General features: G+C 46.5%; 21 protein-coding genes and 1 other RNA gene (1 of these 22 running past the window's edge). 3 read left to right on the forward strand and 19 right to left on the reverse strand.

The window, feature by feature from the left end:
- From recR to rpoE, 14 genes are all read right to left on the reverse strand, one after another.
- Positions 1 to 151: the beginning of a recombination mediator RecR gene (recR, locus tag ACSQ8P_RS33675; RefSeq protein WP_056621953.1), read on the reverse strand. 446 nt of this gene lie to the left of the window's left edge; only the first 151 of its 597 coding nucleotides appear in the window; its start codon is at positions 149 to 151; the stop codon falls past the left edge of the window.
- A 45-nt stretch (positions 152 to 196) separates the two neighbouring features.
- A complete protein-coding gene (locus ACSQ8P_RS33680) occupies positions 197 to 508 on the reverse strand; it encodes a YbaB/EbfC family nucleoid-associated protein (protein ID WP_028555044.1) in 312 nt (103 codons plus the stop codon).
- Between the two features lie 20 nt (positions 509 to 528).
- Positions 529 to 2256: a DNA polymerase III subunit gamma/tau gene (dnaX, locus tag ACSQ8P_RS33685; RefSeq protein WP_436239111.1), complete on the reverse strand. Its 1728-nt coding sequence runs from the start codon at positions 2254 to 2256 to the stop codon at positions 529 to 531.
- 78 nt (positions 2257 to 2334) lie between these two features.
- Entirely contained in the window at positions 2335 to 3771 is a 1437-nt protein-coding gene (locus tag ACSQ8P_RS33690) for an ATP-binding protein (protein WP_436239112.1), read from the reverse strand.
- Between the two features lie 355 nt (positions 3772 to 4126).
- An RNA gene (ffs, locus tag ACSQ8P_RS33695) (signal recognition particle sRNA large type) lies at positions 4127 to 4390 on the reverse strand.
- Positions 4391 to 4472: 82 nt separating this feature from the next.
- Positions 4473 to 4883 (reverse strand): hypothetical protein, encoded by a 411-nt coding sequence (locus ACSQ8P_RS33700; protein WP_436239113.1) that lies wholly within the window; start codon positions 4881 to 4883, stop codon positions 4473 to 4475.
- A gap of 91 nt (positions 4884 to 4974) precedes the next feature.
- On the reverse strand, positions 4975 to 5172 hold the full coding sequence (rpmE, locus tag ACSQ8P_RS33705; protein ID WP_056621960.1) for a 50S ribosomal protein L31: 198 nt from the start codon (positions 5170 to 5172) through the stop codon (positions 4975 to 4977).
- A gap of 129 nt (positions 5173 to 5301) precedes the next feature.
- Entirely contained in the window at positions 5302 to 6576 is a 1275-nt protein-coding gene (locus ACSQ8P_RS33710; protein ID WP_436239114.1) for a radical SAM protein, read from the reverse strand.
- Positions 6577 to 6649: 73 nt separating this feature from the next.
- Positions 6650 to 7951 carry a transcription termination factor Rho gene (gene rho, locus ACSQ8P_RS33715; RefSeq protein WP_436239115.1) on the reverse strand — a complete coding sequence of 434 codons (1302 nt, stop codon included), beginning with the start codon at positions 7949 to 7951 and terminating at the stop codon, positions 6650 to 6652.
- A 62-nt stretch (positions 7952 to 8013) separates the two neighbouring features.
- A complete protein-coding gene (locus ACSQ8P_RS33720) occupies positions 8014 to 9273 on the reverse strand; it encodes a UDP-N-acetylglucosamine 1-carboxyvinyltransferase (protein WP_436239670.1) in 1260 nt (419 codons plus the stop codon).
- Between the two features lie 249 nt (positions 9274 to 9522).
- Complete coding sequence (fba, locus tag ACSQ8P_RS33725) at positions 9523 to 10377, reverse strand: class II fructose-1,6-bisphosphate aldolase (RefSeq protein WP_056621967.1); 855 nt, start codon at positions 10375 to 10377, stop codon at positions 9523 to 9525.
- A gap of 134 nt (positions 10378 to 10511) precedes the next feature.
- Entirely contained in the window at positions 10512 to 10904 is a 393-nt protein-coding gene (locus tag ACSQ8P_RS33730) for a response regulator (RefSeq protein ID WP_056621969.1), read from the reverse strand.
- A gap of 163 nt (positions 10905 to 11067) precedes the next feature.
- Positions 11068 to 12669 carry a CTP synthase gene (locus ACSQ8P_RS33735; protein ID WP_056621971.1) on the reverse strand — a complete coding sequence of 534 codons (1602 nt, stop codon included), beginning with the start codon at positions 12667 to 12669 and terminating at the stop codon, positions 11068 to 11070.
- A 332-nt stretch (positions 12670 to 13001) separates the two neighbouring features.
- Positions 13002 to 13583, reverse strand: a complete 582-nt coding sequence (rpoE, locus tag ACSQ8P_RS33740) for a DNA-directed RNA polymerase subunit delta (protein WP_436239116.1) — start codon at positions 13581 to 13583, stop codon at positions 13002 to 13004.
- A 601-nt stretch (positions 13584 to 14184) separates the two neighbouring features.
- Between rpoE and ACSQ8P_RS33745 the strand changes: the two genes are divergently transcribed.
- Positions 14185 to 15351, forward strand: coding sequence for a S8 family peptidase (locus tag ACSQ8P_RS33745; RefSeq protein ID WP_436239117.1), 1167 nt, complete (start codon positions 14185 to 14187; stop codon positions 15349 to 15351).
- Between the two features lie 122 nt (positions 15352 to 15473).
- Here ACSQ8P_RS33745 and argS read toward each other — a convergent pair whose 3' ends face one another.
- From argS to speE, 4 genes are all read right to left on the reverse strand, one after another.
- Complete coding sequence (gene argS / locus ACSQ8P_RS33750) at positions 15474 to 17147, reverse strand: arginine--tRNA ligase (protein ID WP_436239118.1); 1674 nt, start codon at positions 17145 to 17147, stop codon at positions 15474 to 15476.
- Positions 17148 to 17152: 5 nt separating this feature from the next.
- On the reverse strand, positions 17153 to 17563 hold the full coding sequence (locus tag ACSQ8P_RS33755; protein ID WP_436239119.1) for a DUF1934 domain-containing protein: 411 nt from the start codon (positions 17561 to 17563) through the stop codon (positions 17153 to 17155).
- A gap of 209 nt (positions 17564 to 17772) precedes the next feature.
- Entirely contained in the window at positions 17773 to 18276 is a 504-nt protein-coding gene (locus ACSQ8P_RS33760) for a DinB family protein (RefSeq protein ID WP_436239120.1), read from the reverse strand.
- A gap of 368 nt (positions 18277 to 18644) precedes the next feature.
- A complete protein-coding gene (speE, locus tag ACSQ8P_RS33765) occupies positions 18645 to 19472 on the reverse strand; it encodes a polyamine aminopropyltransferase (RefSeq protein WP_173120834.1) in 828 nt (275 codons plus the stop codon).
- A gap of 285 nt (positions 19473 to 19757) precedes the next feature.
- Here speE and ACSQ8P_RS33770 point away from each other — a divergent pair, with 285 nt between their 5' ends.
- Positions 19758 to 21872 (forward strand): transglycosylase domain-containing protein, encoded by a 2115-nt coding sequence (locus tag ACSQ8P_RS33770; RefSeq protein WP_436239121.1) that lies wholly within the window; start codon positions 19758 to 19760, stop codon positions 21870 to 21872.
- 172 nt (positions 21873 to 22044) lie between these two features.
- Here the strand turns inward: ACSQ8P_RS33770 and ACSQ8P_RS33775 are convergent, their stop codons facing one another.
- Positions 22045 to 22536 (reverse strand): YwhD family protein, encoded by a 492-nt coding sequence (locus tag ACSQ8P_RS33775; RefSeq protein WP_056621992.1) that lies wholly within the window; start codon positions 22534 to 22536, stop codon positions 22045 to 22047.
- A 303-nt stretch (positions 22537 to 22839) separates the two neighbouring features.
- Here ACSQ8P_RS33775 and ACSQ8P_RS33780 point away from each other — a divergent pair, with 303 nt between their 5' ends.
- Complete coding sequence (locus tag ACSQ8P_RS33780) at positions 22840 to 24840, forward strand: M1 family metallopeptidase (protein ID WP_436239122.1); 2001 nt, start codon at positions 22840 to 22842, stop codon at positions 24838 to 24840.
- Positions 24841 to 24876: the final 36 nt, after the last annotated feature.

Here is a 24876-nt window from a genome sequence, read left to right on the forward strand (position 1 = left end):
TTACATTAACAAGCGATTTAGCGAAATCAATCACGTCTTCTTCTTTCATTCGAAGAACGTGAAAGGCTAAGCGCCCCGCTGTCTTGGGACCTACTCCCGGCAAGCGGGAGAAGGCATCGATTAACTTGGCTATCGGTTCGGGGTAGTACAAAGGAAGTACTCCTTCATGATACAGAGTCGTTGATTCTTGGTTGTCTTAGAACAATCCAGGGATATTCATACCGCCTGTGAATTTGCCCATATCTTTGTTAGCGATCTCTTCGGCTTTGGACATTGCGTCGTTAACTGCAGTCAACACAAGATCTTGCAGCATTTCAACATCGTCTGGATCCACCGCTTCTGGTTTGATTGTGATGCTTTGTACTTTCTTGTGTCCGTTGATGATACACGTTACCACACCGCCGCCAGCTGTTCCTTCAATCATTTTCGTGCCTAGTTCTTCTTGTGCCTTCATCATTTGCTCTTGCATTTTCTTCACTTGCTTCATCATTTGGTTCATGTTATTCATTATAGATCGCTCCCTTATCGTTAGTCTTCTTTAATCGTTACTAGATCTTCACCGAACAATTGGATGGCTTCAGATATCCATTCTTCTTTGACCGCGTTTCCGCGACCATCCTCAGCCACTAATTCCATCTCTTCAACCGGGGCGTGCGTTGCATCACTCTTCGCATCATCCCATTCCTTACGCATTAAGGTCAACAAACGCATTGGTTTACTAAACACAGAAGAAAGCACTTGTTCAATAATGACTTTATTCTCAGGCTTCTCCGTTGTATTACGGTGCATATCGTTCTTGAATGCGACAAGAACAACATCATCTAGCATAGCCACCAAATCACCATTAACAAACCAGGCATGAACGGTTATTTTCTTCTCTTTGACATCACCTAACACTTGACTCCACTTCATCAGCGCAGTCTTCGTCTCTGGACTCTCAGAAGCCTTCAAGTAAGGGTCAAGCTTAAGACCTGACTTCTTAGAAGGTGCCGAGGCCACGGCTACTTTCGCCGCAGGCGCTTGCTTAGCACTTTCACCCGAAGCAACACTCACTCCCGATTTTACCAGTAGAGCTAGCTGATCTTCAAGTTGTTTCATTCTTTGGGTCATTTGAGCAAAAAGATCACCCTGTGGCTGGCGCGCCCCCACTTCCACCGAGCTGTCTGTTCCTCGATGGCCACCGCTTATTTTCATAATAGCGATTTCTAATAAGGTTTGTGGTTGTACCGAATATTTCATCTCACTCTGATAATGGTTCAGCGTTTCAATCATACTCATCATCTCACTTGGCGTGAAGTGACTCGCAATCTCCTTAAGCTCTGCCATATCAAATACGCGTTCAGCGATCACAGGCGAATTCGGCACCATGCGCACCATCAACAAATCGCGGAAATAGTGAATCAAATTCTCGATACATTTGTCAGCGCTCTTCCCCTCTTGCATGAAGGTATCAATTAACTCTAGGGCAGCCCCCAAATTCTGTTCCTTGATATACGTGACAAGTCTCTTAAATTGATCGGAAGCAATACCGCCTGTGATCGACAAAATATCAGCGAGCTGTATTTCTCCAGTTGCAAACGACGCAGCCTGATCCAACAGACTTAACGCATCCCGCATACCGCCGTCGGATAATCTTGCTATATAGTGAAGAGCTTCTTTATCAATTAAAATGTGCTCTTGATCACAAACATACTGTAGACGCCCTACCTCATCCTCCATGGAAACACGACGGAAATCGAAGCGCTGACACCGAGAAATAATGGTTGCGGGAATCTTATGAGGCTCTGTTGTTGCTAAAATAAACATAACATGCGCCGGCGGCTCTTCCAGTGTCTTCAATAAGGCATTAAACGCTTCCGTCGTCAGCATATGCACTTCGTCAATAATGTACACTTTCTGCCTAACTTCGGTCGGTGCGTATTTGACTTTATCTCGGATATCACGAATCTCTTCCACACCGCGGTTGGATGCCGCATCGATCTCTACAACGTCCATGACTGCGCCTTCCGTGATACGCTCACAGGCAGAGCACTGGTTGCATGGCTCTTCCGAGGGGCCGTTTAAACAGTTGATGGCTTTGGCTAAAATTTTGGCCGTACTTGTTTTACCCGTCCCGCGGGGTCCGTTAAACAAATAAGCATGGGTTAGGCGATTTTCCCGCAAAGAATTCTGCAGTGTTTGTGTGATATGCCGCTGTCCGACAACATCACGAAACGTCTGCGACCTCCATGTACGATACAAAGCAATGTGTGCCATAGTGTTCCTCTCCAATAATCCCTGCGTGGATTGACTGTATCCATTATACTATAACGCTCCAAGGGATGAAATAGAGGATCACATATAGGGAATCGTGATGGTAAATGTCGTCCCAAAGCCTTTGGAAGCTACACGAATCGTCCCTCCCATATCATGAATGATACGCTGGCATACGGACAGCCCTAGTCCCGTGCCCGTATCCTTTGTCGTGAAGAAGGGATCGAAGATTTTATCAATGACGAACATCGGAATCCCAGTACCCGTGTCATGAATATCCACACACACATTTCGCTCTATCGTGTCTACGCGCTCCGAAATCGTCAACACCCCGCCATCGGACATAGCTTCAATCCCATTTTTGCATATATTCAAGAAAACTTGCTTCAATAGCTCATTATCTGCCGTCACCTCAGGGAGGTGGGTGGAAGCCTCATAGTGAAGTTGAACGTTATAGAGGATCGCCTCATTCTGAATAATCGGTACGATGCCACGCAGGACTTCCGTCACATAAATACGCTCATAGGTCACATGCTTGGGCTTGCTCAACATCAGAAACTCATTCACTAGTGCATTAATCCGATCAATCTCACCCAGCATGACATCTGTAAAGTTCTGTTCCTTGTCCATGCCACGGTCACCGAATGTACGACGGAGCATCTGTAAGAAGCCTTTGATTGATGTTAATGGATTACGGATTTCATGCGCTGTTCCTGCAGCAATTTGCCCGATCATCGCAAGACGATCGCTTCGCTGTACCATTTGTTCCAGTGATCGCATATTGGTGACATCTTTGAAAATAATGTAAGCACCCACAATATTCCCTTGACTATCCTTCAAAACGTTAGAATCAAGCAGCAAATCAAACCTTTCTTGATTGTTCGTCCAGGAAACGGCATGATTGCGGACAATCGCTCCATTCAGAATCGTTCGCTGCACGAGCTGGTGCTGGCTGGGAACTGTGGCAAAAATCTCATCCAACGACTTGTTGCGGATATACTCTTTCTCCATGGCCAGCATTTGGCAAGCGCGATCACTAATGTCAGCAAGTCGATAATCCATATTAATTAATAAAACGCCTAAATTGATATCTTTCAAAAAGGCATCAGAAAAGCGCTGCAGCAAGTTTAACGTTGTTCCTTCTTCTTTATTTTTTAACGATAATAAATATATACTTTTACCCTCACATTGAAGCTTGAGCATCGAAAATTGAAAGTAAATCATTTCGCCATTTTTCCCTATTAGAAAACCATGGGGCCACTCCCCCACATCCGCTTCATCTCTAAAATGAAATTCGTATAACTCACGCAAAGTGGCCCTCATTTTTAAAAATTGAGGGCAGGGAACACCAGTAATTTCATCTGCTGAGTAACCTGAAACTTTCAAGAGCTGATCAGAGACAAGTAACAACTTCTCATCGTCATCAACCATTACCATACCGGATTGTATGCTGTGATTGAACAATTTTCGCAGTTCGTTCATCGATACCGAGTACATCTGAGGCGAATGAATGGGCATGTCAACAGCTCCTTCACTTTCTCTTACCACAATAGAAAGTATAAGTTTTCGTATCCCGAAAACATCTTTCTATTTGGCGATAAACCTTCATCTCTCGGGGTCCCCACAAAGTAATCGGATTTAGCTTCGAAGATTATCGTCACTTTGTGGGGTAGAATAGCGGTCGCACATCTTTGAATAGCCTCGATAGAGGTTTTCTCATCGAACATTTTCGAGCGGCATTCAGTCCATGTATGTATTGTGTAAAGATTCTCTATAAAGTAATATTTTTCCTGCTAAACGCAAAATAAAAAACGCCCTACTTGCTGGCGTTTCGGTTATGTGTTATTACTTATTCGGTTTCGGTATAATTACACCGTGCACCTGTTATTGATAAAGTGATACAAGCGAACTCTTATCGTTGGCTCAAATCAGGCAGCCCCTCGGCACATGAAACATCTCACTTACGGCTGCTTCCTTCCAGACCTGACCGGGTTCATGAGCATCCATTGCGAAGGACCCAACTCTCAACACCACGTGTAAGAGCCAGACCTCACATCACAGTACCGCTAACAGGAATTCAACCTCGCTACAGCGGATTGCGAGTTACAGGGCACCGCTACCTCCCCGTCTAGCACAGTAAAAATAGTATAGCTGATTCACTGCCAAATAGCAACCTGAGGGAAAAAACTACCTGCCGCCGGGGCGGTATTAATAATAAACTAGCGATCCATTCTTACCTGTATTTTATACCGCGGCATATTCGTCTCTAATGCCATTTGCGCCTGCGACCGCAGTTCTTCAACTTGGGCCGCTGTCAAAGAGGCTTGAGGTTTAATTTTCACATTAGCCGAAGGCCCGTTAATCGCGATATTGGTCTTCTCTATGCCTGGCAGTTGAGCAAGCACTGCCTTCATGAGATTTGCATCATCATCATAATGATGATAGGTCGGATTCATCGGATTATTCGGGTTAACACTTGTGATACCCAACATACCGTCTTGCTTATAATTCTGAACTTTATACGTAGAGTCATCTTTCGTTTCCTTGTTGTTCCCCGTCCACATGCCACAACCTACTAAACTCGCTATAAGGATAGCAGCTCCTGTAAGCTTAACTAGACCCTTGAACATAAAAACACCTCCCATTGGACTCTAAGCCTAAACTTAGGATGACCAAGGGAGGTTGTCTTATGCTGATTGGCAATCAAGCAAATGATGCCAATTAGATTCCGTATTTCTTTTTGAACTTGTCGACACGGCCGCCTACATCGATAAACTTTTGTTTACCTGTGTAGAAAGGATGGCAATTGGAGCAAATCTCAACACGAAGATTTGGCTTGATTGAACCCGTTTCGAACACGTTACCACAAGCGCAAGTCACTGTGGTTGCATGATAAGTAGGATGAATTCCTGCTTTCATTTGGTTCACCTCTTTCCGCCCTGAATCATTTGCTGAAACAGAGTTAATGGACGTACTATTGCATTGTAGCATATTCGCAAGTCTAGATGCAACGGGAAATCGATCGGGTAATACTTCCACCAATCTGCCTTAAAGTACGGTCGTGAGCGTACGATCACTTGTGTAGAATTTCGGCGTGTGGGAGTACGAACCGATAACAACATCCGGCAATTCCTGCTCAAAAATCTCGATCATTTGCTTCATGCCTAGCAACTCTCCCTGAGCCTTAGGGATAATACTTAGATAGCTCTCAGGGTCAATATTCAGGTTGCGCAATTGAATCAATTTCAATCCCGTTCTACGTACAAATTCGATCATCGCTTCGATCTCTTCTTCCCGATCGGTAACACCAGGGAATACGAGATAGTTAATCGATGTGATAACCCCTTTGTCGGTTGCATAACGAAGGGATTTTTCTACATTCTTGAGCGTGTAGGCTCTAGGCTTGTAGTAGGCGTTGTAGTGGTCATCCAAGGCGCTAATCGTACTTACTCGCATAAGATCAAGTCCCGCATCCACAATACCGCGAATATGGTCCGTAAGGCCCGCATTCGTATTGATATTGATGTAGCCCATCTTCGTTTGCTCGCGCACTCGTTTGATGGCATCAATAATGATGACAGCCTGCGTGCTCGGTTCCCCTTCACAGCCTTGCCCGAAGGAGATAATGCTCTCCGGTGTACGCAGATGTTCCAACATGATCTCCGTAATTTCTTCGACCTTCGGCTTGAAGTTCATCCGCGTTTGCGGAGCTACAAAGCCGCTCTCATCTGGTTGTTCGGAGATGCAGCCGAAGCAACCGGCGTTACAGGAATAGGAAACAGGGACTGCCCCTTCCCAGCGTTGCAAGAACGTGTTCGAAGCTGTCAAGCATTCGTAGCCTAGTGCACAGTTCGACAAATGCGCATACAAGCGATTCTCCGGGTACTTGGCGACTAACCGTTTGACTTCAACCTCGAGCTCGTCTGGATCACAATGAATCGGGTTCCAGAAGTACGGGTTATCTGTCAGGCGCGCGGCTACGTAGAAGCCGTCTTCTTTCCACACGACAGCGGTATAACCGAACAAAGGCAATGCCTTCGTCTTATCGGATTTCACATACCCTGGGAGAAGCAGTCGTGTGAAGCCTTGTGGAAGCAACGCTCCAACCGCGTGATAATCACCCTCTACCAGCTTCATATCACCTGTTGCAGCATCAATCCCAACTGGCCGCGTGAAAGGCAGACTAACGAGTGTCGAGCCTTCAGGCAGAGGGATCAGTTCTTCATCTAATATTTCGGTGATCATTTCTGCATTTCGACCAAGCGCGAAATAATCAGGATGATCAAATACATTTCCTTGTGAATCTGAATAAACCAAGTTCATAACGGTACTCCTCTTTGTACGTTAAAGTAAACGACCACACCAACTTTCTTACTAGGTGTCGTTTAACTAAAGCTTAAGATGCTGAGTTTTTGACTTTGCCTTTATGCTGTCCTGATGATGACGCTCCCGCCCCTGGGGATGCCAACGAGTCCAAAAACTCTTGATTCGTCTTCGTATCCGCAAGCTTCTTAATAAAGGCTTCGGTATATTCATGTGAATCATTCATGCTTTTACGAAGTGCCCATACTTTCTCAAGCTCATCTTTGCCGAGCAATGCTTCTTCGCGGCGAGTCCCTGAACGACGAATATCAATAGCAGGGAAGATACGGCGCTCCGCCATTTTGCGATCGAGATGAAGCTCAAGATTACCTGTCCCTTTAAATTCTTCATAAATGACGTCATCCATACGCGAGCCTGTTTCAACGAGTGCTGTAGCAAGAATGGTTAAACTGCCGCCTTCTTCAATGTTACGAGCAGCTCCGAAAAAACGCTTAGGACGATGGAATGCAGCGGGGTCAACACCACCGGACAACGTCCGGCCTGAAGGCGGAACTACGAGGTTGTACGCTCTTGCTAAGCGCGTAATACTATCGAGCAGAATAACGACATCTTTTTTATGTTCAACTAGACGCATAGCGCGTTCTAAGACAAGTTCTGCCACTTTAATATGATTCTCTGGAAGCTCATCAAATGTTGAAGCCACGACTTCACCTTTGACAGAACGCTGCATATCCGTAACTTCCTCAGGACGCTCGTCAATCAACAGTACAAACAGTTCAATCTCCGGGTAATTCGTTGAAATACTATTCGCAATTTCTTTGAGTAACAAGGTTTTACCTGCTTTGGGAGGTGCAACGACGAGTCCACGCTGTCCGAGACCTACAGGTGCAAGCAAGTCCATGATCCGCATGGAAATCTTGTTCGGCTCCGTCTCTAACGTAATCCGCGTATCTGGATAAAGAGGCGTCAACGCTGGGAAGTGCAAACGCTCCGCAGCTGTTTCAGGCTTCTCGCCATTTACAGCTTCGACCTGGAGAAGTCCATAATAGCGCTCATTCTCTTTGGGAGGACGGCATTTACCAGAGACGATATCCCCTGAACGCAGATCAAACTTGCGAATTTGAGAAGCTGAAATATAGATATCCTCTGAACTGGGCAAGTAGTTGATTGGACGTAAGAATCCGAATCCCTCTTGCAAAATTTCCAGGACACCTTGCATGAACAGGAATCCACTCTCTGCTGCTTGTGCACGTAAAATGGCAAAAATGAGTTCTCTTTTCTTCAGCGTACCGTAATAGGGAATCTGATGTTTCTTAGCTAGTTTATATAATTCAGTAAGCTTGAGTACTTCAAGCTCAGCAAGCTGCATGCTCATGTTTCAACCACCAAACTATTAAATTTTCAATTGGATTCTAGCATTGCCTGTTGTCTGGTACTTTATTCCTCGTTCTCACGCCAAACTTCGGCTCCTAGGGAAGATAGATTGAATACTAAATTCTCGTATCCGCGATCAATGAACTCTACACCCGACACTTCAGTAATTCCGCCTGTCATAACGCTCAAACCTGCAATAACTAGAGAAGCCCCCGCACGAAGATCTGTCGCTCTTACTTTGGCCGAACTCAACTGTGAGCCTTCAATGATGGCAGAACGGCCTTCAACCTTCATTTTCGCACCCATGCGTACTAGCTCTGGAATATGCTTAAAGCGATTGCTGTATACATGGTCCGTTAGAATACTAACACCTTTGGCTTGGCACAACAGACTAGCCATTGGAGACTGCAGATCCGTTGCAAACCCGGGGTAAATTAATGCTTTCACATCTACGCTTTCATAGATAGGTTGACCGACAATGCGAATGGATTCATCCATTTCGTAGACATGAACGCCCATCTCTTGCAACTTCGCTGTCAATGCTTCCAGATGCTTCGGAATCACATTATCTACCGTAACATCACCGCGCGTCGCCGCTGCAGCAATCATGTACGTCCCCGCTTGAATACGGTCAGGGATAATGGAGTGGCGGCAGCCATGAAGTTCAGAAACCCCTTCAATACGGATCGTATCCGTACCAGCTCCCTTGATTTTCGCACCCATCGAATTCAAAAGTGTTGCTACATCTATAATTTCAGGCTCTTTCGCCGCATTTTCAATTGTAGTCAATCCCTTAGCACGTGAAGCAGCTAACATAATATTAATCGTAGCGCCAACACTCGCCATGTCTAAATAAATCTTAGCGCCGCGCAGTTCTTTGGCACGAATATGAAGGGCTCCGTTTTCGTTACTCACCACAGCGCCTAGCGCTTCAAATCCTTTAATATGAAGATCAATCGGACGCGGCTCGAAATTACACCCACCTGGAAGACCAATCGTCGCCTCGCCAAATCTACCTAGAAGTGCACCCATCAAATAATACGAAGCGCGCAGCTTCTTCACTTTGCCGTTCGGCATTGCCAAAGACTTCATCTGGCTCGGATCAATGGTCATCCGATCCTCGTTCCAATCGATCGTTGCTCCTAGGTCAGTCAAAATTTCTGTATATATAGCCACATCGCTTAAATGTGGAAGATTATCCAACGTTACTGGTGTTTCTGCAAGTACTGCGGCCGGAATAAGTGCTATCGCACTATTCTTTGCTCCACTAATCTGAACTGTTCCCCGTAGTGGGCGTCCACCAACCACCATCAATTTCTCCAACATACTTCTCCCCCTAAACCAGGTGCCTTCTCACTAACGTTCAATCAACAACGTGCAATCAACAAATCCTACTAAATCTCACAATGATTCGACGAAAATCCACAAAATAAGGAAGTATATGATAAGCGCGAGGTAAAATACAACAAATAGAAGAAGGAAACGCCCGCAATGACACAGACAGACGGCAACGATTGTCGACCATCCATCTGTGTATTACTGCATTTCCTATCCTGTCTATACAATTTGGAATTAAGCTTGGTTGCTGCTTCCGAACAATTGAATTTTGGATTTTACTACTTCGATCATAGCGCTACGAGCTGGGGTTAGATATTTACGAGGATCATAAATTTTAGCATCTTTGTTCAGAGCTGCGCGGATGCTTTCTGTGCATGCCACTTGGTTCTCTGTATTCACGTTGATCTTGCCAACGCCTGCTGCAATTGATTTACGGATCATTTCGTCTGGAACGCCGGATCCACCGTGCAATACAACTGGAACTGGGATCGCTTTGGATACTGCTTCAATAATATCAAAGTGAATGTTCGGCTCGCCTGCGTACATACCATGTGCAGTACCTACTGCGATTGCCAAACAATCCACGCCTGTTTCTTCGTAGAAACGGATCGCTTCTTCTGGTTTTGCAAGGTTAGCATGCTCTTCATCAACGGAAATGTCATCCTCAACGCCACCGATTGTTCCAAGCTCACCCTCAACGGATACGCCCATTGCACGAGCAGCTTTAACAACTTCTTTCGTCAAACGAATGTTTTCTTCGAAAGAATAGTGGGAACCATCAAACATAACGGAGCTGAATCCTGCACGGATACATTTCATTGCTACTTCAAACGAACTACCGTGGTCTAAGTGCAACGCGATCGGAAGTCCGGATTTCTTAGCTGCTGCTTCTGCAATAGCTACTGTAAACTCGATGCCCATATATTTCAGTGCGCCTTCGCTAACACCGTAAATGAACGGGGAGTTCAGTTCGATTGCTGCTTCCACAATCGCTTGAGCAAACTCAAGATTGTTCATGTTAAATTGACCAACCGCGTATTTCCCTGCTTTTGCCTTAGGTAAAAATTCATTCATTGAAACCAATGCCATGTTTCTCTTCCTCCTAGAACCTCTGTAGTAGATGCGCATACCGCTCTCTGTTCATACCTGAGTTATTATAGCACATAACTTTTCAAATGATAACCAAGCCTTCACTTTTCTACAAACAAAAAAAGACCCTATAACTAGGATCCTACTGCGAAACCACTGCTGGATTCATTATTCAATTGCATATTAACAGCCAGACGCAGCTCATCAATATCAAATGGCTTCGTAAAATGCATGATCGCACCTAAATCCGTCGCTTCTTTGATCATATCCAGCTCACCATATGCCGTCATCATGATGACTTTGATAGAAACATCGATTTCTTTCACATGCTTCAAAATATCAAGTCCGTCCATACCAGGAATCTTCATATCTAGCAGTATGAGATCAGGCGAAACATTTCTTACGATTTCCAAGGCCAACTTGCCATTGGAGGCTTGATAGGTATCGTACCCTTCGTTACTGAACACTTCCATGAGGAGTACGCGAATTCCATTTTGATCATCCACTACCAATACTTTTTTCTTCATCAGACAAGTCCCCTCCCGAAAACGAATAACAAGTTCCAATCCTATGAGTCAAGGTATTCGCTATTCATTTTCGTTTTCCTTCCGAGGAGAGCATTTTTTTTGAAAAGTTTTACATAAAAGTTGATTAACAGGAGAGAGTTACCTGCATCAGCAACGTAAAATTTTAACGAGCAATCAATTGTGCAGCTTTCACGAATTCACGGAAAAGTGGCTGTGGACGGTTCGGACGGGACGTAAATTCCGGATGGAATTGTACAGCCAAGAACCAAGGGTGACCAGGGAGCTCAACCATCTCAACCAGACGACCATCTGGTGATGTACCAGAAATGCGCAGACCAGCAGATTCAACCAATTCGCGGTATTCATTATTAAATTCATACCGGTGACGATGTCTTTCGTAAACTAGCTCATCATTATACGTAGTCGCAGCAAGTGAACCCGGTGTCAACTTACAAGGGTATAGACCTAAACGCATAGTTCCGCCTAGATTCTCAATATCCTTCTGCTCTGGCAGTAGATCAATAACAGGATACGCTGTTGTTGGATTAATCTCGGAGCTATTCGCGCCATCCAATCCACAAACAGAACGTGCATATTCGATAACAGCGACCTGCATCCCTAAACAAATACCGAAGAACGGAATTTCTTTCTCACGCGCATAACGGATTGCTGCTACTTTTCCTTCAATCCCGCGATCACCAAATCCACCTGGTACAAGGATACCTTGCACACCAGAAAGCAGTGAATGCACATTGTGATCGTAGATATCTTCTGCATTGACCCAACGGATATCGATCTCGGAGTCATTGTCGATACCAGCATGTCCAAGTGCTTCAACAATACTAAGGTAAGCATCGTGAAGGGCTACGTACTTCCCTACGATGGCGATCTCGGTCTTCTTCGTTAAGGATTTCACCTTGCGAACAAGACTTTCCCATTCTGTCATATCGGGTTGATTCGTTGAAAGCTTCAAGTGATTCACGACATAATCATCAAGACCTTGCTCACGAAGCATCATCGGCACTTCATACAACGTCTCCGCATCTTTACATTCAATAACAGCAGCTGGATCGATATCACAGAACAAAGCGAGCTTACGCTTCATATCTTCTGTCAAAGAATGTTCCGTACGACAAACAATCACATGCGGTTGAATACCAAGGCCGCGTAGTTCTTTAACGCTATGCTGCGTTGGTTTTGTTTTGACTTCACCCGCAGCTTTGATATAAGGAATCAACGTAACGTGAATGTACATAACATTCTCGCGGCCGATATCATTTTTCATTTGACGAATCGCTTCCAGGAATGGCAAGCTCTCGATATCCCCGACAGTACCACCGATTTCAGTGATAACCACATCGGACCCAGCTTCACGACCTGCGCGAATAACACGTTCTTTAATTTCATTCGTAATGTGAGGGATAACCTGTACAGTTCCGCCTAGGTATTCGCCTCTGCGCTCTTTGGTAATAACAGAGGAATACACTTTCCCTGATGTCACGTTCGAGCTTTTGGACAAGTTAATGTCGATAAAACGCTCATAATGACCCAAATCCAAATCCGTTTCTGCACCATCATCGGTTACGAAAACTTCCCCATGCTGGTAAGGACTCATGGTTCCTGGGTCCACGTTAATGTAAGGATCGAACTTCTGGATCGTAACTTTCAAACCTCTGTTCTTGAGCAGTCTTCCTAAGGAAGCTGCGGTAATTCCTTTGCCAAGGGATGAAACTACGCCTCCCGTAACGAAAATGTATTTTGTCACTATGTACGCCTCCTTATAGTTGTAAGCATCCGCTTTAGATTTTCGCCAGGCTACTGGCATCGTTATAACATGAAGATAAGTGTAAAAAGGTGCTAGAAAACTGGCTTCATCAGCATAAGCTCTTGGGTGTCGCCAGAACAAAGGTGTAATAGCATTAGCTTCTGCTAAATAAGTGTTTTCATGAACAAATCACAAAAAAAAAAGCGCAAAAAAACAAAAAAAGTGACACCCGTAGTGACGGGGCACTTTTTGAACGCATGCGCGAATTGTTAAGATTCTTTTAAAGCCCATGCAATAGTTTACTCTGAACGTATAGGGACTGTCAAGACAAGTTATTTGTCGTCGTCTTCGTCGTCTTCATCCAAATCTTCTTCATCCTCATCGGAATCCAAATCATCTACGTCATCCTCAGTATCATCGCTCTCTTCAATACCCGCTTCGCCAAGATCCTCTTCGATTTCTTCATCTTCGAAGAATTCAGTATCCTCTTCCGCTTCTTCTTCCTCTTCGGTTTCGGTACCAAATGCATCGTACTCGTCTTCTTCTGCGTATGTATCTTCTTCTTCCGCATAGACGTCTTCATCCAGATCATCATCTTCGTCGTTGATGATTCTAGGACGCTTTGCATTACCAACTGCATCGTCGGACTTCTCAACTGGATACCAACGCTTCAAGCCCCATAGGTTCGTACCTACACAAGCAAAACGACCATCGATGTTGATTTCCGTATATAGTTGGGCAATCACATTCATGACATTATCTTCAGAAAGCCCTTTTATTTTAGCAATTTCAGCCATAAGTTCTCGATAGTAAAACGGCGTATTCGCCGACTTCAGCAATTCGAACGCCAAATCCACCATGGGCATTTCGCGTGCTTGCTCTGTGGTGATTTTGAGTGTGTATTCGCTGCTCATCTAAGGCACATCCTTTTCGATCATTTCTTGACTACGTTATCTACCATAACCAATATCTTCATTAAGTAAAACCTATTTTTTCTAAAATTGCAACTACCCTGAAATAAACGTCTAATCCGGCCGGCTTGGACGGATGCGTTTATCATGTCAACATCCCATAAAAAGGAATACAAGCGAAGGTCCCCCTTCGCCTGCGACTGTACCCAAAGGAACCGCTTGCTGATGAACAGCAGTCGTTTCCACTACCTGAGAAAGAGACACTCCTGCCCGCGCCTCTCTATGTATCCTATGTTGAACCTACGCATCTGACACGGCCCTGCACCCATTTATTTCTATAAGTGCGTGTTAAAAGTCTGGTTTTCAGCACCGAGAAGATTGAAAGAAGCTAGGAAATGAGGAGCGGAGCGTAGTGGAAGCTACGTGAGCACCGGAATTTCCGGCTGAATTCAATATTCGATGTCGAATACGCATCTTGGACTACTTCGTGATCAAAATTGGACTTTTTGACAACCTCTATAAAGGCGATGACACGGTCAAGTACGATGACCTGTACATAGGATAGGGGAGATATGATTATATGTTGTAACGGGGGGATGGCACGATGGATACAGCCACCTTTCTTCATCTGCTTCATGAAGATCTAGGTCTTACTAAACAACCAGCTAGAAAGCACCTTATCCATTTCACCTCAAAGACGGATTACTTTGCCTGCAAATCAGAGCTACTACGCCTGACGTCTGAACTCCCCAGACTATCCCTGGTTCTGCCTCTAGACATTATCCACGCCTTTTCCTGTACATTGTGTCCAGATACAAAACTCAGAAGCTTTTCCAGCACGACACGTATCGAAGCGGATACGAAATTAATTATAAATAAAGTTAAAGGTAGAAAGGCCGTACCGAAACGAGCTAAAATTTTATCCAACTCACGTACACGCACCATACCTTGGGGGGTTGATCAAATAGGTGCTCCAGAGATCTGGAGCAAATCTGTCGGAAAAAACATTCACATCGGCGTCATCGATACCGGCATCGATTATAAGCATCCTGATTTGCAAAACTCGATCTCGCATGGCATCAACTTATTAAATCGCAGACTAATGCCCCACGATGATAACGGACATGGCACACACATTGCGGGAACCATAGCGGCAACAGGCCGTAATTCCGGTATTATTGGTGTAGCGCCCCGGGCCATCATTCATCCTGTTAAAGCTTTTGACCAAAATGGAAGCGCCTATGTATCCGATATCATCGCCGGTATCGATTGGTGCGTCCAGAACGACCTCGATATTATTAATATGAGCTTCGGTATGAAGACGTACAATCCTGCGCTGGAGCAAGCGGTTTTAAACGCTTACTACAGAGGGAAGGTTATTGTGGCCTCCTCAGGTAATGATGGCCGGAAGAAAACCATTGATTACCCTGCTCGGTTTCCCCATGTTGTCTCCGTAGGAGCCACAACACGGACAGGGCGGATTGCTCCCTTCAGCAATCGGGGAATACAAATCGACATCTATGCGCCTGGTGAGCGCGTGTATTCGGCTTGGATAGGCGGCAAATATAACGAGCTCAGCGGCACGTCGATGGCAACGGCTCATGTAAGCGGCGTTATCGCCTTAATGCTTTCCATGCGCCCCATGTCGCCGCAGCAAATCAAAAACGCGCTGCGCCGCTGCGCGTTTCCGCTGAGTAAGCGCCCGAACGCCCGGTGGCAGCCCGGGCAATTGAACGCCCAGCGGGCGATCCGCGCGGCGGGGCAAGAGTAGCTGGCGCTGCCGCGGCGCCTAGCCAGTTCAAGCGCAGAGGGTCTCCCTTCTTCGCTAAAAAAAAAGAAGAAGCCCCCCTTTTGACCAGTGGTCAAGGGGAGCTTCTTCTGGCTGAGCGGGTGTTACATCCGCTCAGGGGCAGATACGCCAACCATGCGAAGCGTGTTGGCTAGGGTCGTGCGCAGCGCGCCGAGCAGCGCGAGGCGCGCTTGGGTTAAGGCTGCGTCATCGGTGATGACGTAGTGGCCTCTATAGTAGCTATGGAACTGGCTTGCCAGTTCGTAGACATAGCGTATCAAGCGGTGCGGCGCGTACTGCTCAGCCGCAATGGCGATCTCTTCCGGAAGCTCGCCGATCTTGCGCAGCAAGTCGAACTCGGCTTCCGATGCAAGTTGGGATAGGTCCACCTGTTCCAGCGGGAGCACCGCGACATTCTGCTCTTCCGCCTGGCGGAAGATGCTGCAAATCCGTGCATGGGCATATTGCACATAGAACACAGGGTTCTCATTGGACTGTGAAACCGCCAAGTCCATGTCAAAATCCAAATGCGAGTCCATGCTCCGCATAGCGAAGAAATAACGAATCGGGTCCACGCCGACTTCGTCCATCAAGTCTTCCATCGTAACGGCTTTGCCGGTACGTTTGGACATTTTGACCTTTTCACCATTCTGGAATAGGCTCACCATTTGGGCGATCAGCACGACAAGACGGTCTGCTTCAAAGCCAAGAGCTGTCATAGCCGCCTTCATCCGCGGAATATAGCCATGGTGATCAGCGCCCCAAATATTAATTAAGCGGTCGTAGCCGCGTCCGAATTTATTACGGTGATAAGCGATATCTGGCGTAAGGTAGGTGAAGGATCCGTCGTTCTTAATCAGAACACGGTTCTTGTCATCCCCAAGCGGCGTCGTATTCAACCACGTTGCGCCCTCTTCTTCATAGATATGTCCATTATCCCGTAATTCTTGAAGCACTGGCGGGATAAGGTTGTCTTCATAGATGGACGTCTCGGAGAACCAATGGTCAAAATGAACACCAAAGCGGCCTAAGTCGCGTTTGATTTTATCGAGCTCTTTCTCAAGTCCATACGTACGGAAATAAGCACGACGCTCTTCATCCGACAAGCTCAGTAGACGGTCGCCTTCTGTAGCTGCAAGTTCCGTTGCAAAACCTTTAATATCTTCACCAAAATAGCCATCCTCTGGCATTTCCGCTTCTTGACCAAGCGCTTGTAGATAACGTGCTTCAATGGATTTTGCCAAATTGACGACTTGATTACCCGCATCATTGATGTAGTATTCACGAGATACGTTGTAGCCAGCAAGATCCAGTACGTTACATAGCACGTCGCCTACGGCTGCGCCACGGGCATGTCCAAGATGTAAGGAGCCCGTTGGGTTCGCACTAACGAACTCCACTTGCACTTTAAGCCCTTGACCCACGTTCGATTCTCCATAGCGGTTACCAAGCTTCGCCACATCAGCAATCACCGGGTAGAGGTAGACTTGATTCATTTTAAAATTGATAAAGCCCGGGCCCGCAATTTCCGCTTGCGCAATACTCGCTGCATCCTTGTTCAGGTTGGCGATGATTTGCTCGGCAATTTGTCTCGGATTCTGCTTCGCAATACGCGTCAGCTGCATCGCTACATTCGTCGCGAAATCACCATGCGTCTTCTCTTTCGGCACTTCTAGAATGATTTCTGGCAGCTGCTCCTCGGAGACGATACCTGCCGCTAGAACAGCCTCTTTAATTGCTTGCTTCACTTTCGCTTTCACTTCGTTAAGAACGTCCATTTGTCTTACTCCTCCTGAATTAACAACTTGATTCGATAGGCTCCTGCATGTGTGCCTGATGCATATAGATCATAGCTCCACCTCGTAATTCCGATCCCATGGATGGCCTCCGAGGTCAGCTTGTGCGTCTCAATTTCCAGTTCCATTCGGAGCTGTGGTGTGTGATAAAAGCCCGTCCGCTTCTCTCCAGGAACGAAGGTTTGCTCCGCTTGTACATCCCCTTGGCGAATAATACGGATCTGATTATCTTCGAGCTTAATGATCGTCACGGTCCGTCCAAGCTCATTCGGCTCTTCTTCATAGCGGATATAGGTATGATCGCCTTTGCGATAAAGATCCCCGCGCGCCTTCTGCACCGTGGTCTCACTCCCGCTTCGACTCTCGATTCGAATCCGCACCCGCTGCTTGTCCGTCATGATTCGATAATCCCCTCTTCTTCTGTTGCTACGAATGACAACTCGTGTCACAACGCAGGCATGTTAGCTAATAGTTTATATGAAAGGATAAGTAAATTCAATGCATGGAAGGTGATTGGGACGCTTGGGGACGAGTTTGTGATTGGCAAAAGATAAAAAAAAGCCTCCTGATCCGTAAGAAAACGGACTAGGGGCTCATGTGTTTATTCTTATAACGTTGGAACTGGCCTTCCGATAGCTGCCCATTGCTCTTTGGCTGGTCCATAGGCGCCGATAACTGGTAATCCCGCCTGACGCATCAGAATCGTCAACTGACCACGATGGTGAATCTCATGCTTCAAGAAGCTGTATAGTGTTGTGCCGATCGTCCATGGCATGCCGAACATCGTAACCACATCCTGCAGATTCTCGTCCGTCCATTGCGTACGGATCGCGTTAAGTATGTTCTGCGTTGTTGTCCGATACGCTTCTGCAATGACTGCTGCCTCTGTTGGTGGCGCACTTACAGCAGACGGCGATTCGAATTTCAGCCCCGTTCCGTACAGCATACCGCGTTCCGCGTGAACCAGATGCCACGCAATATAACCAAGTGGACGGTAACCGTCAGTTTGAATTTGGTTTAGGGAATCATCAGTTAATGTATCCAGCAGTTGCTGCGTTGTGGCAGATTCCATTTGGTATTCTTGGATAAAGCTCTCAATCGTTGTAAACATATATAAAACCTCCTAGGGTGTGGTGGTACAGGCTCGCTCGCGCTTGCACTTGCGCTTGGTGCTGGTGCGATTCATTTCCTGTCCTTATGTTTACAGTATAGCTAGGTGCTACTGACAACAGTATGGCAGTGATTGAAATTTGTTTTTATTAAAAAGGGGACCATCGATTCAGTACAGATGAGCAACCATGGAGCGGTTCCCTCTTTACAGAACGACAATCCCTTATTCAATCGGATTTGGTGGTTCAAACGAAATTACGGAACGTCATTCCCTTATTCGTTCGAAATCCGCTGTCATTACCGGAAATCAGAGAAATAGAGGAGCTACGTTCCGTAACTATTGAAATATGGCTATTTTCGGAAAGAAGTTTATTTAATCAAATCTTCAACGAATCTAGGCAACACGAACGCAGCTTTGTGCAAACGTGGTGTGTAGTATTTCGTCGGGAATTCAGGGATTGCTGATTCTTCTACTTGAAGAGGATCGTGCTTTTTGCTGCCCATTGTGAATGTCCACAGACCACTTGGGTACGTAGGGATATTCGCACTGTATACACGAACGATAGGGAAAATTTCCTTCACGTCGCGATTTACCGTTTGAATCAAATCAGCTTTGAACCATGGATTATCGGTTTGAGCAACGAAGATTCCGTCTTCTTTTAACGCATCAAAGATGCCTTGATAGAAGCCTTTGGAGAACAGCTCAACAGCTGGGCCTACAGGTTCTGTAGAATCAACCATGATGACATCGTAAGTGTTTTTGTGATCGTGGATGTGCATGTAACCATCGTTAACGATAACTTCTACACGCGGGTTGTCCAATTCGCCAGCGATCGTTGGCAGGTACTTCTTGGAGTACTCGATAACTTTGCCATCGATATCAACAAGAACGGCCTTCTTCACTTTCGGGTGTTTCATAATTTCACGAATCACACCGCCATCGCCGCCGCCTACAACAAGTACGTACTCTGGGTTCGGGTGAGTAACGAGCGCTGGGTGAGCAACCATTTCGTGATAAACGAACTCGTCTCTCACTGTTGTCATAACCATGCCGTCTAGTGTAAGCATTGTGCCCCACTCTTCGGTTTCAATCATGGAAAGATCTTGGAAATCCGTTTGCTCTCTGACGTAAGTCTCCGTGACTTTCGCTGTAATACCGAAGCTATCGGTTTGTTTCTCTGTGTACCATAATTCCATATGTAACCCTTCTTTCGCTTCTCTATTTGGATGAATAATTCCAGACATTCGTTATCACTAACAGTGTTCCACCAGTTGGAAAAGTCATACGAGTTTGAGCTGTATTTCCCAGTCCTCTCACACGCACAAATTGTATTATAGTTCATTACCCCCAAAATGCAATATTTTCCTCAATCTTTTGGCCAATTAACAAAAAATATTTACAATTCGTTGAATACGGACTGCCATGCTTTTCCATACTGGTTAATAGCGCCTTTGGGCAAGGAGAAAGGAGGCAAGCGAAGCATGTCCGACAATGAGAATACGAATGAGAAGCCGCGCCAACAAACACCAGAAACACAATCGGCCAGACGGAAAGATGAGATTCCTGCTTCCATGCGGTGGATGAGACGAATCAAGAAGACCTTTTCGTTCTTCTTTACCTGCAGCCTATTGATGCTCATCGGGGCCGCTGCCTTTCTAGTTTATTTGCGCTCCCAAACACTTCCCGTCACCAAAACGATGCAAACCTCCCAGATGTATGATGTACATGGCGAGGTGATTGATACCTTTTATTCAGGGCAAAATCGGCAGGTGGTTTCATTAAATGACATCTCACCTTACTTAATACATGCAACGCTCGCCGTGGAGGATCAGCATTTCTACGATCATTTCGGCGTGGACGTTAAAGCGGTAGCACGCGCAGCCATTGTGAATGTTCAAGCGATGGCGAAGGTGCAAGGAGCCGGTACGATCACGCAACAGCTAGCTCGGAATCTTTACTTAACTCATGATCGTACGTGGACGCGCAAAATCAAGGAAACCGTGTATGCCATTCAAATGGAAATGCAGCTCAGCAAAGATGATATCCTCACTGATTATTTGAATCAAATTTATTATGGGCATTCGACCTACGGGATTGAGACGGCGTCTGAGCTTTTCTTCGGCAAGCATGCTAGCGAGTTAACCTTAGCAGAGAGCGCTATGATCGCTGGGGTGCCGAAAGGACCGCGTTACTATTCCCCCTATTATGATTTGCAAAATGCGATGGATCGGCAAAAGGTCGTTCTCCAAACGATGGTGAACAGCGGCTTTATTACCCAAAGCGCTGCTGACGCCGCAGGCAGGGAAAAGCTGACGATTCTGCCGTTAACGAAAAAGAAGCCTTCCGCTGCCCCTTATTTCAGGGATTATGTACGTAACCTAGCGACGGAAAAGCTCGGCCTCACGGAAGAACAGTTCGATGAAGGCGGCATTCGCATCTATACCACGCTGGATAAGAATGCCCAGCAAATTGCTGAGAATGTCATCACGAAGCAGCTTGAAGGCAAGCCCGAGCTGCAGGCTGCTTTGGTCGCGGTAGACCCTCGTACGGGTGAGATCAAAGCCATGGTTGGCGGACGCGACTATACGGAAAATCAGTTCAACCGCGTGCTGTCGAATACGCGACAGCCAGGGTCTTCTTTTAAACCATTCGTGTATATGGTCGCGCTAATGAATGGCTTCACCCCTGTCACCATGGTCAAGAGTGAACCGACCGTATTTACCTACGATGAAGGGCGCCAGCAATATACACCAAGGAATTTTAATGACCAGTATACAAATGGGAATATTGATATGCGTCAAGCGATTTCGAAATCGGATAACATCTATGCGGTGCATACGATTCTTGAGGTGGGTCCACAGAAGGTCATCGACTTCGCGCGTAAGCTCGGGGTTGCTTCACCCATGAAGCCGCTGCCTTCCTTAGCGCTAGGTTCCTTCCCAGTGAGTCCGCTGGAGATGGCTTCGGCCTTTGCCTCTATTGCGAATCAAGGCGTGCACCATGAAACAACCGCCATTTTGCGAATCGAGGATGCCAATGGGCGCATCTTATATGAAGCGGCTCCTGCGGAGGAGCAAGTGATACCACCTGCAGTTGCGTATGTGATGACCAATTTAATGGAGAGCGTGTTCGAAGAGGGTGGAACTGGTAATCGTGTAGCCAGTACGATTAAGCGGCCGATTGCCGGCAAAACAGGCACAACCGATACGGACGCTTGGCTCGTCGGATTCACACCGGAGCTTTCCACCGCAGTCTGGGTCGGTTATGACAAGAGCCGTAACATCACAACGGTGGAATCACATCTCGCCTCACCGATCTTCGCGGATTTCACCGAACAGACCTTGGATGCGATTCCGCCGAAGCTGTTCCCGATCCCTGAAGGTGTATCAACTGTATACATTGATCCTGTGAGCGGCAAATTGTCTAATGAGGACTGTCCCAATTCCAAAATGGAGGCTTTCCTTGCTGGTACTGAGCCTACGACGTACTGTACTGGCAAGCCTGCAAATCCAGATGCAGCAGGCGGTCAAAAGGCCGGTTCCAAAGGCGATAACGGCTCTTGGTGGAACGATCTTAAACGTTGGTGGAACGACTAATATCCCTCTAAATGAAAACACAAAAAGGCAGTACTAAGCGCGTCTTAGTCCTGCCTTTTTGCTGTCCTAGTATATGAGGTAACATACACTAGGGTCTAGTATACCCGCTTCGACATAACGGAACAATGGATGACACATAATGTTCATATTCTCCATATTCGCCGCCTAAAGCTTAGGAGAGTGCGTCCTTAAGGCTTTGATCCGAGCGATTCCACCAGTCTTCGTTGTGCGCAATCAGGCAGTTTCGAAGGGCTGTTCGCTCACTGTCAGACAAGCCCTCTAGGATGAATTTACGTTTCATCGCACCGTCCATTTTGTTTACGTGCTCCGCAAGAATCTTCCATCCGCGGCGTGCTTCGGTATCGACTAGCATTTCGCAAGCGGACATCCCCGCATAGTAGGCGCCCTCTTCTGTCCGATCAACCGCTACCCACACGATCCATGCTTTACGGCCATTCGGGACATCCTCCTTGTTCGTGGAGAACTTAATCCCTTTCTCGATCTTACTCTTGGCATGCAGTGTTCCTTCATCCAGATACGCTTCATCCCCATCAATAATGATACCGGAGACGTTACTAAGATCAATGGCTCCTGCACCGAAGCCTTTGTGATTCACTTTCGAGCTTACTATATTTAAGGCTAGCTTCTTCTTATCCGCTTCCATAAGGGCACCTTCCACTCTACATTAAGTTAAAATGACGACATGCTTTCATTGTAGCGAAAGTCTCCCAGTAGAACAAGTGGCGGCAAGCCCCCATGGATATTTCTCTCCACATTAGAAAGTATAAGTTTTCGGTTGCCGAAAACGTCTTTCTAATTGGCGATAAAACCTTCCTCTTGAACGCGGTCGCTCATCCTTGAGTTGCCTCGATCGTGGTTTTCTCACATTTCTTTCACCTCGCAGAAATATTCCCTAGGTTGTCTACATATACATGCTGTAGATGCTTGTTTAGGCGGGGTGAATCTCATGGATATGAATGCTCTATTCAATAGCCGCAAGGTACAGTGGTTTGCTGTCATGCTCCTTGCTGCCGGCGCAGTGTTAATAACGAACACCTTGCTCCCCTCCACACCAAGAGGGACTGTTCCTGTCGTCTCTAAAGATGTTCCCATTGTTCAGACACCGGACATGCAGCCTGCAGATAATGGCAAACCATTAGAAACCTCAACACCACTTAGTTATCGTATTGCCGAATATCACATGAATGTTGCCTACACACCAGAAACCCAACAGCTCCAAGGACAACAAACACTCACATGGGAAAATCCTGGCTCAGTTCCTGTACAAGACATGTATCTCCACCTCTATCCCAATGCGTTCGCTTCGAAGAAAACGACATTTATGCGCGAATCTGGTGGAAAGCTGCGGGAAGATGAAGCGAAAGATGAGAGTAGCGGCAGTATGGAACTACTCTCCGTGAAATCGGATTCGGGTGATGACCTCACCAAGCGGATGTCATTCGTTCAGCCGGATGACGGTAATAAGGATGACCACACGCTACTCAAAATACCGTTATCCAAGCCTGTCGGGCCTGGCGAACGTGTAACCATCAGAACCGAGTTCCTTGTTAAGCTGCCTGCAGCTTTTGCCAGAATGGGGTATGTCGATGACTTCGTTATGGCTGGACAGTGGTTCCCGAAGGTTGCCGCCTATGAGCGCAAGGGAACTAGGGGACGGGCTGAGCCTGGCTGGGATCTCCACCAATACCACGGAAATTCCGAGTTTTATGCAGATTTCGGCATGTACGATGTGAAAATCCAGGTGCCCGCGAATTACATTGTGGCAGCTACTGGATTTCCTGTTAAGCCTGCTGTGACGGACAAGGGCACGAAGACATACCAATTCTATGCCGAGGATGTACATGACTTCGCTTGGTCGGCCTCTCCTCATTTCGTCTATGTGGAAGAGCCCTTCTCAACACCACAAATTCCAGGCGTCAAAATCAAGCTGTATCTGGATCCTAATCATCAAGATTTAAAGGATCGTTACATGTATGCTGCCAAAAAAGCACTCTCCCGTTACAGTCAGTGGTACGGAACGTATCCATATTCTACCCTTTCTATTGTAGTACCCCCTCCTGGCGGGAATGGCGCTGGCGGCATGGAATATCCAACCTTAGTCACCGCTTGGGGAGCTAGCGACAAAGATCCAGACTTAGAACTGGAACGCGTCGTCGTCCATGAGATCGGTCACCAATTCTTCTATGGCCTCGTTGCCAGCAATGAATTCGAAGAAGCATGGCTCGATGAAGGCTTCACCTCTTATGCAGAGGATAAAGTTATGGAAGCCGAGTACGGCGAAGCACCTAATTTGCCTGTCGAATCCAGTTATATCACCTCACCAAATGGACTGCAGAAGAATGCATGGGCTTACACAGGACATGATGAATATGCTGAAAATGTGTACACGCGTGGCAAGCTCGTGCTGAAAGCGATTGAGCAGCAAGTCGGCACCAAGACGATGGATCGTATCATGAAATCCTATTTCCAAAAGTGGCAGTTCAAGCATCCGTCTACGAAGGATTTCCAACAGGTCGTGGAGGATGTCAGCAAAACAAATTGGAATGACTTCTTTAATCAGTATGTCTATGGCGATATGATGATGGATTACTCCGTCGAAAGTGTTCATATAAAGCCTCAGGGCATCAAGGGATCCGAGACTTACGAAAGCACAGTTCGCCTCATGAAGCATGGGGGTAACTCACCGGAAGTACCGATTCAGTTCCATTTCACAGATGGTACAACGTTAGATAAAACATGGGATGGCAAGGAAGGCAGCATTGAATTCAAATTAACGCATGCCTCCCCTGTCGACTGGGTGCGCATAGATCCCAAGTACACGCTCATTCTCGAAAATAAGCACATCAACAACTTTTATCAAACGCAATTAAATACGAAGTGGCAAATTCGGTGGAATCTCGGCATTATTCAGTTCCTGCAAGCCATATTCGGCTCAGTCGCCTGGTAGGACTTGGCTTACGTCTCATGACAAACTCTGAGGAGG

Origin of the sequence: Paenibacillus sp. LjRoot153 (assembly GCF_964253085.1) — a bacterium.
GTDB lineage: Bacteria > Bacillota > Bacilli > Paenibacillales > NBRC-103111 > Paenibacillus_E.

What these genes read in the sequence shown, in the direction of transcription:
- ACSQ8P_RS33730 (WP_056621969.1), bottom strand. Translation starts at nt 10,904, where the DNA reads ATGAAGAAAAAAGTATTGGTAGTGGATGATCAAAATGGAATTCGCGTA.
- ACSQ8P_RS33745 (WP_436239117.1), top strand. Translation starts at nt 14,185, where the DNA reads ATGGATACAGCCACCTTTCTTCATCTGCTTCATGAAGATCTAGGTCTT.
- dnaX (WP_436239111.1), bottom strand. Translation starts at nt 2,256, where the DNA reads ATGGCACACATTGCTTTGTATCGTACATGGAGGTCGCAGACGTTTCGT.
- ACSQ8P_RS33690 (WP_436239112.1), bottom strand. Translation starts at nt 3,771, where the DNA reads ATGCCCATTCATTCGCCTCAGATGTACTCGGTATCGATGAACGAACTG.
- ACSQ8P_RS33760 (WP_436239120.1), bottom strand. Translation starts at nt 18,276, where the DNA reads ATGTTTACAACGATTGAGAGCTTTATCCAAGAATACCAAATGGAATCT.
- rpoE (WP_436239116.1), bottom strand. Translation starts at nt 13,583, where the DNA reads ATGAGCAGCGAATACACACTCAAAATCACCACAGAGCAAGCACGCGAA.
- ACSQ8P_RS33775 (WP_056621992.1), bottom strand. Translation starts at nt 22,536, where the DNA reads ATGGAAGCGGATAAGAAGAAGCTAGCCTTAAATATAGTAAGCTCGAAA.
- ACSQ8P_RS33780 (WP_436239122.1), top strand. Translation starts at nt 22,840, where the DNA reads ATGGATATGAATGCTCTATTCAATAGCCGCAAGGTACAGTGGTTTGCT.
- rho (WP_436239115.1), bottom strand. Translation starts at nt 7,951, where the DNA reads ATGAGCATGCAGCTTGCTGAGCTTGAAGTACTCAAGCTTACTGAATTA.
- rpmE (WP_056621960.1), bottom strand. Translation starts at nt 5,172, where the DNA reads ATGAAAGCAGGAATTCATCCTACTTATCATGCAACCACAGTGACTTGC.
- argS (WP_436239118.1), bottom strand. Translation starts at nt 17,147, where the DNA reads ATGGACGTTCTTAACGAAGTGAAAGCGAAAGTGAAGCAAGCAATTAAA.
- fba (WP_056621967.1), bottom strand. Translation starts at nt 10,377, where the DNA reads ATGGCATTGGTTTCAATGAATGAATTTTTACCTAAGGCAAAAGCAGGG.
- ACSQ8P_RS33710 (WP_436239114.1), bottom strand. Translation starts at nt 6,576, where the DNA reads ATGAACTTGGTTTATTCAGATTCACAAGGAAATGTATTTGATCATCCT.
- ACSQ8P_RS33700 (WP_436239113.1), bottom strand. Translation starts at nt 4,883, where the DNA reads ATGTTCAAGGGTCTAGTTAAGCTTACAGGAGCTGCTATCCTTATAGCG.
- ACSQ8P_RS33755 (WP_436239119.1), bottom strand. Translation starts at nt 17,563, where the DNA reads ATGACGGACAAGCAGCGGGTGCGGATTCGAATCGAGAGTCGAAGCGGG.
- ACSQ8P_RS33680 (WP_028555044.1), bottom strand. Translation starts at nt 508, where the DNA reads ATGAATAACATGAACCAAATGATGAAGCAAGTGAAGAAAATGCAAGAG.
- speE (WP_173120834.1), bottom strand. Translation starts at nt 19,472, where the DNA reads ATGGAATTATGGTACACAGAGAAACAAACCGATAGCTTCGGTATTACA.
- ACSQ8P_RS33770 (WP_436239121.1), top strand. Translation starts at nt 19,758, where the DNA reads ATGTCCGACAATGAGAATACGAATGAGAAGCCGCGCCAACAAACACCA.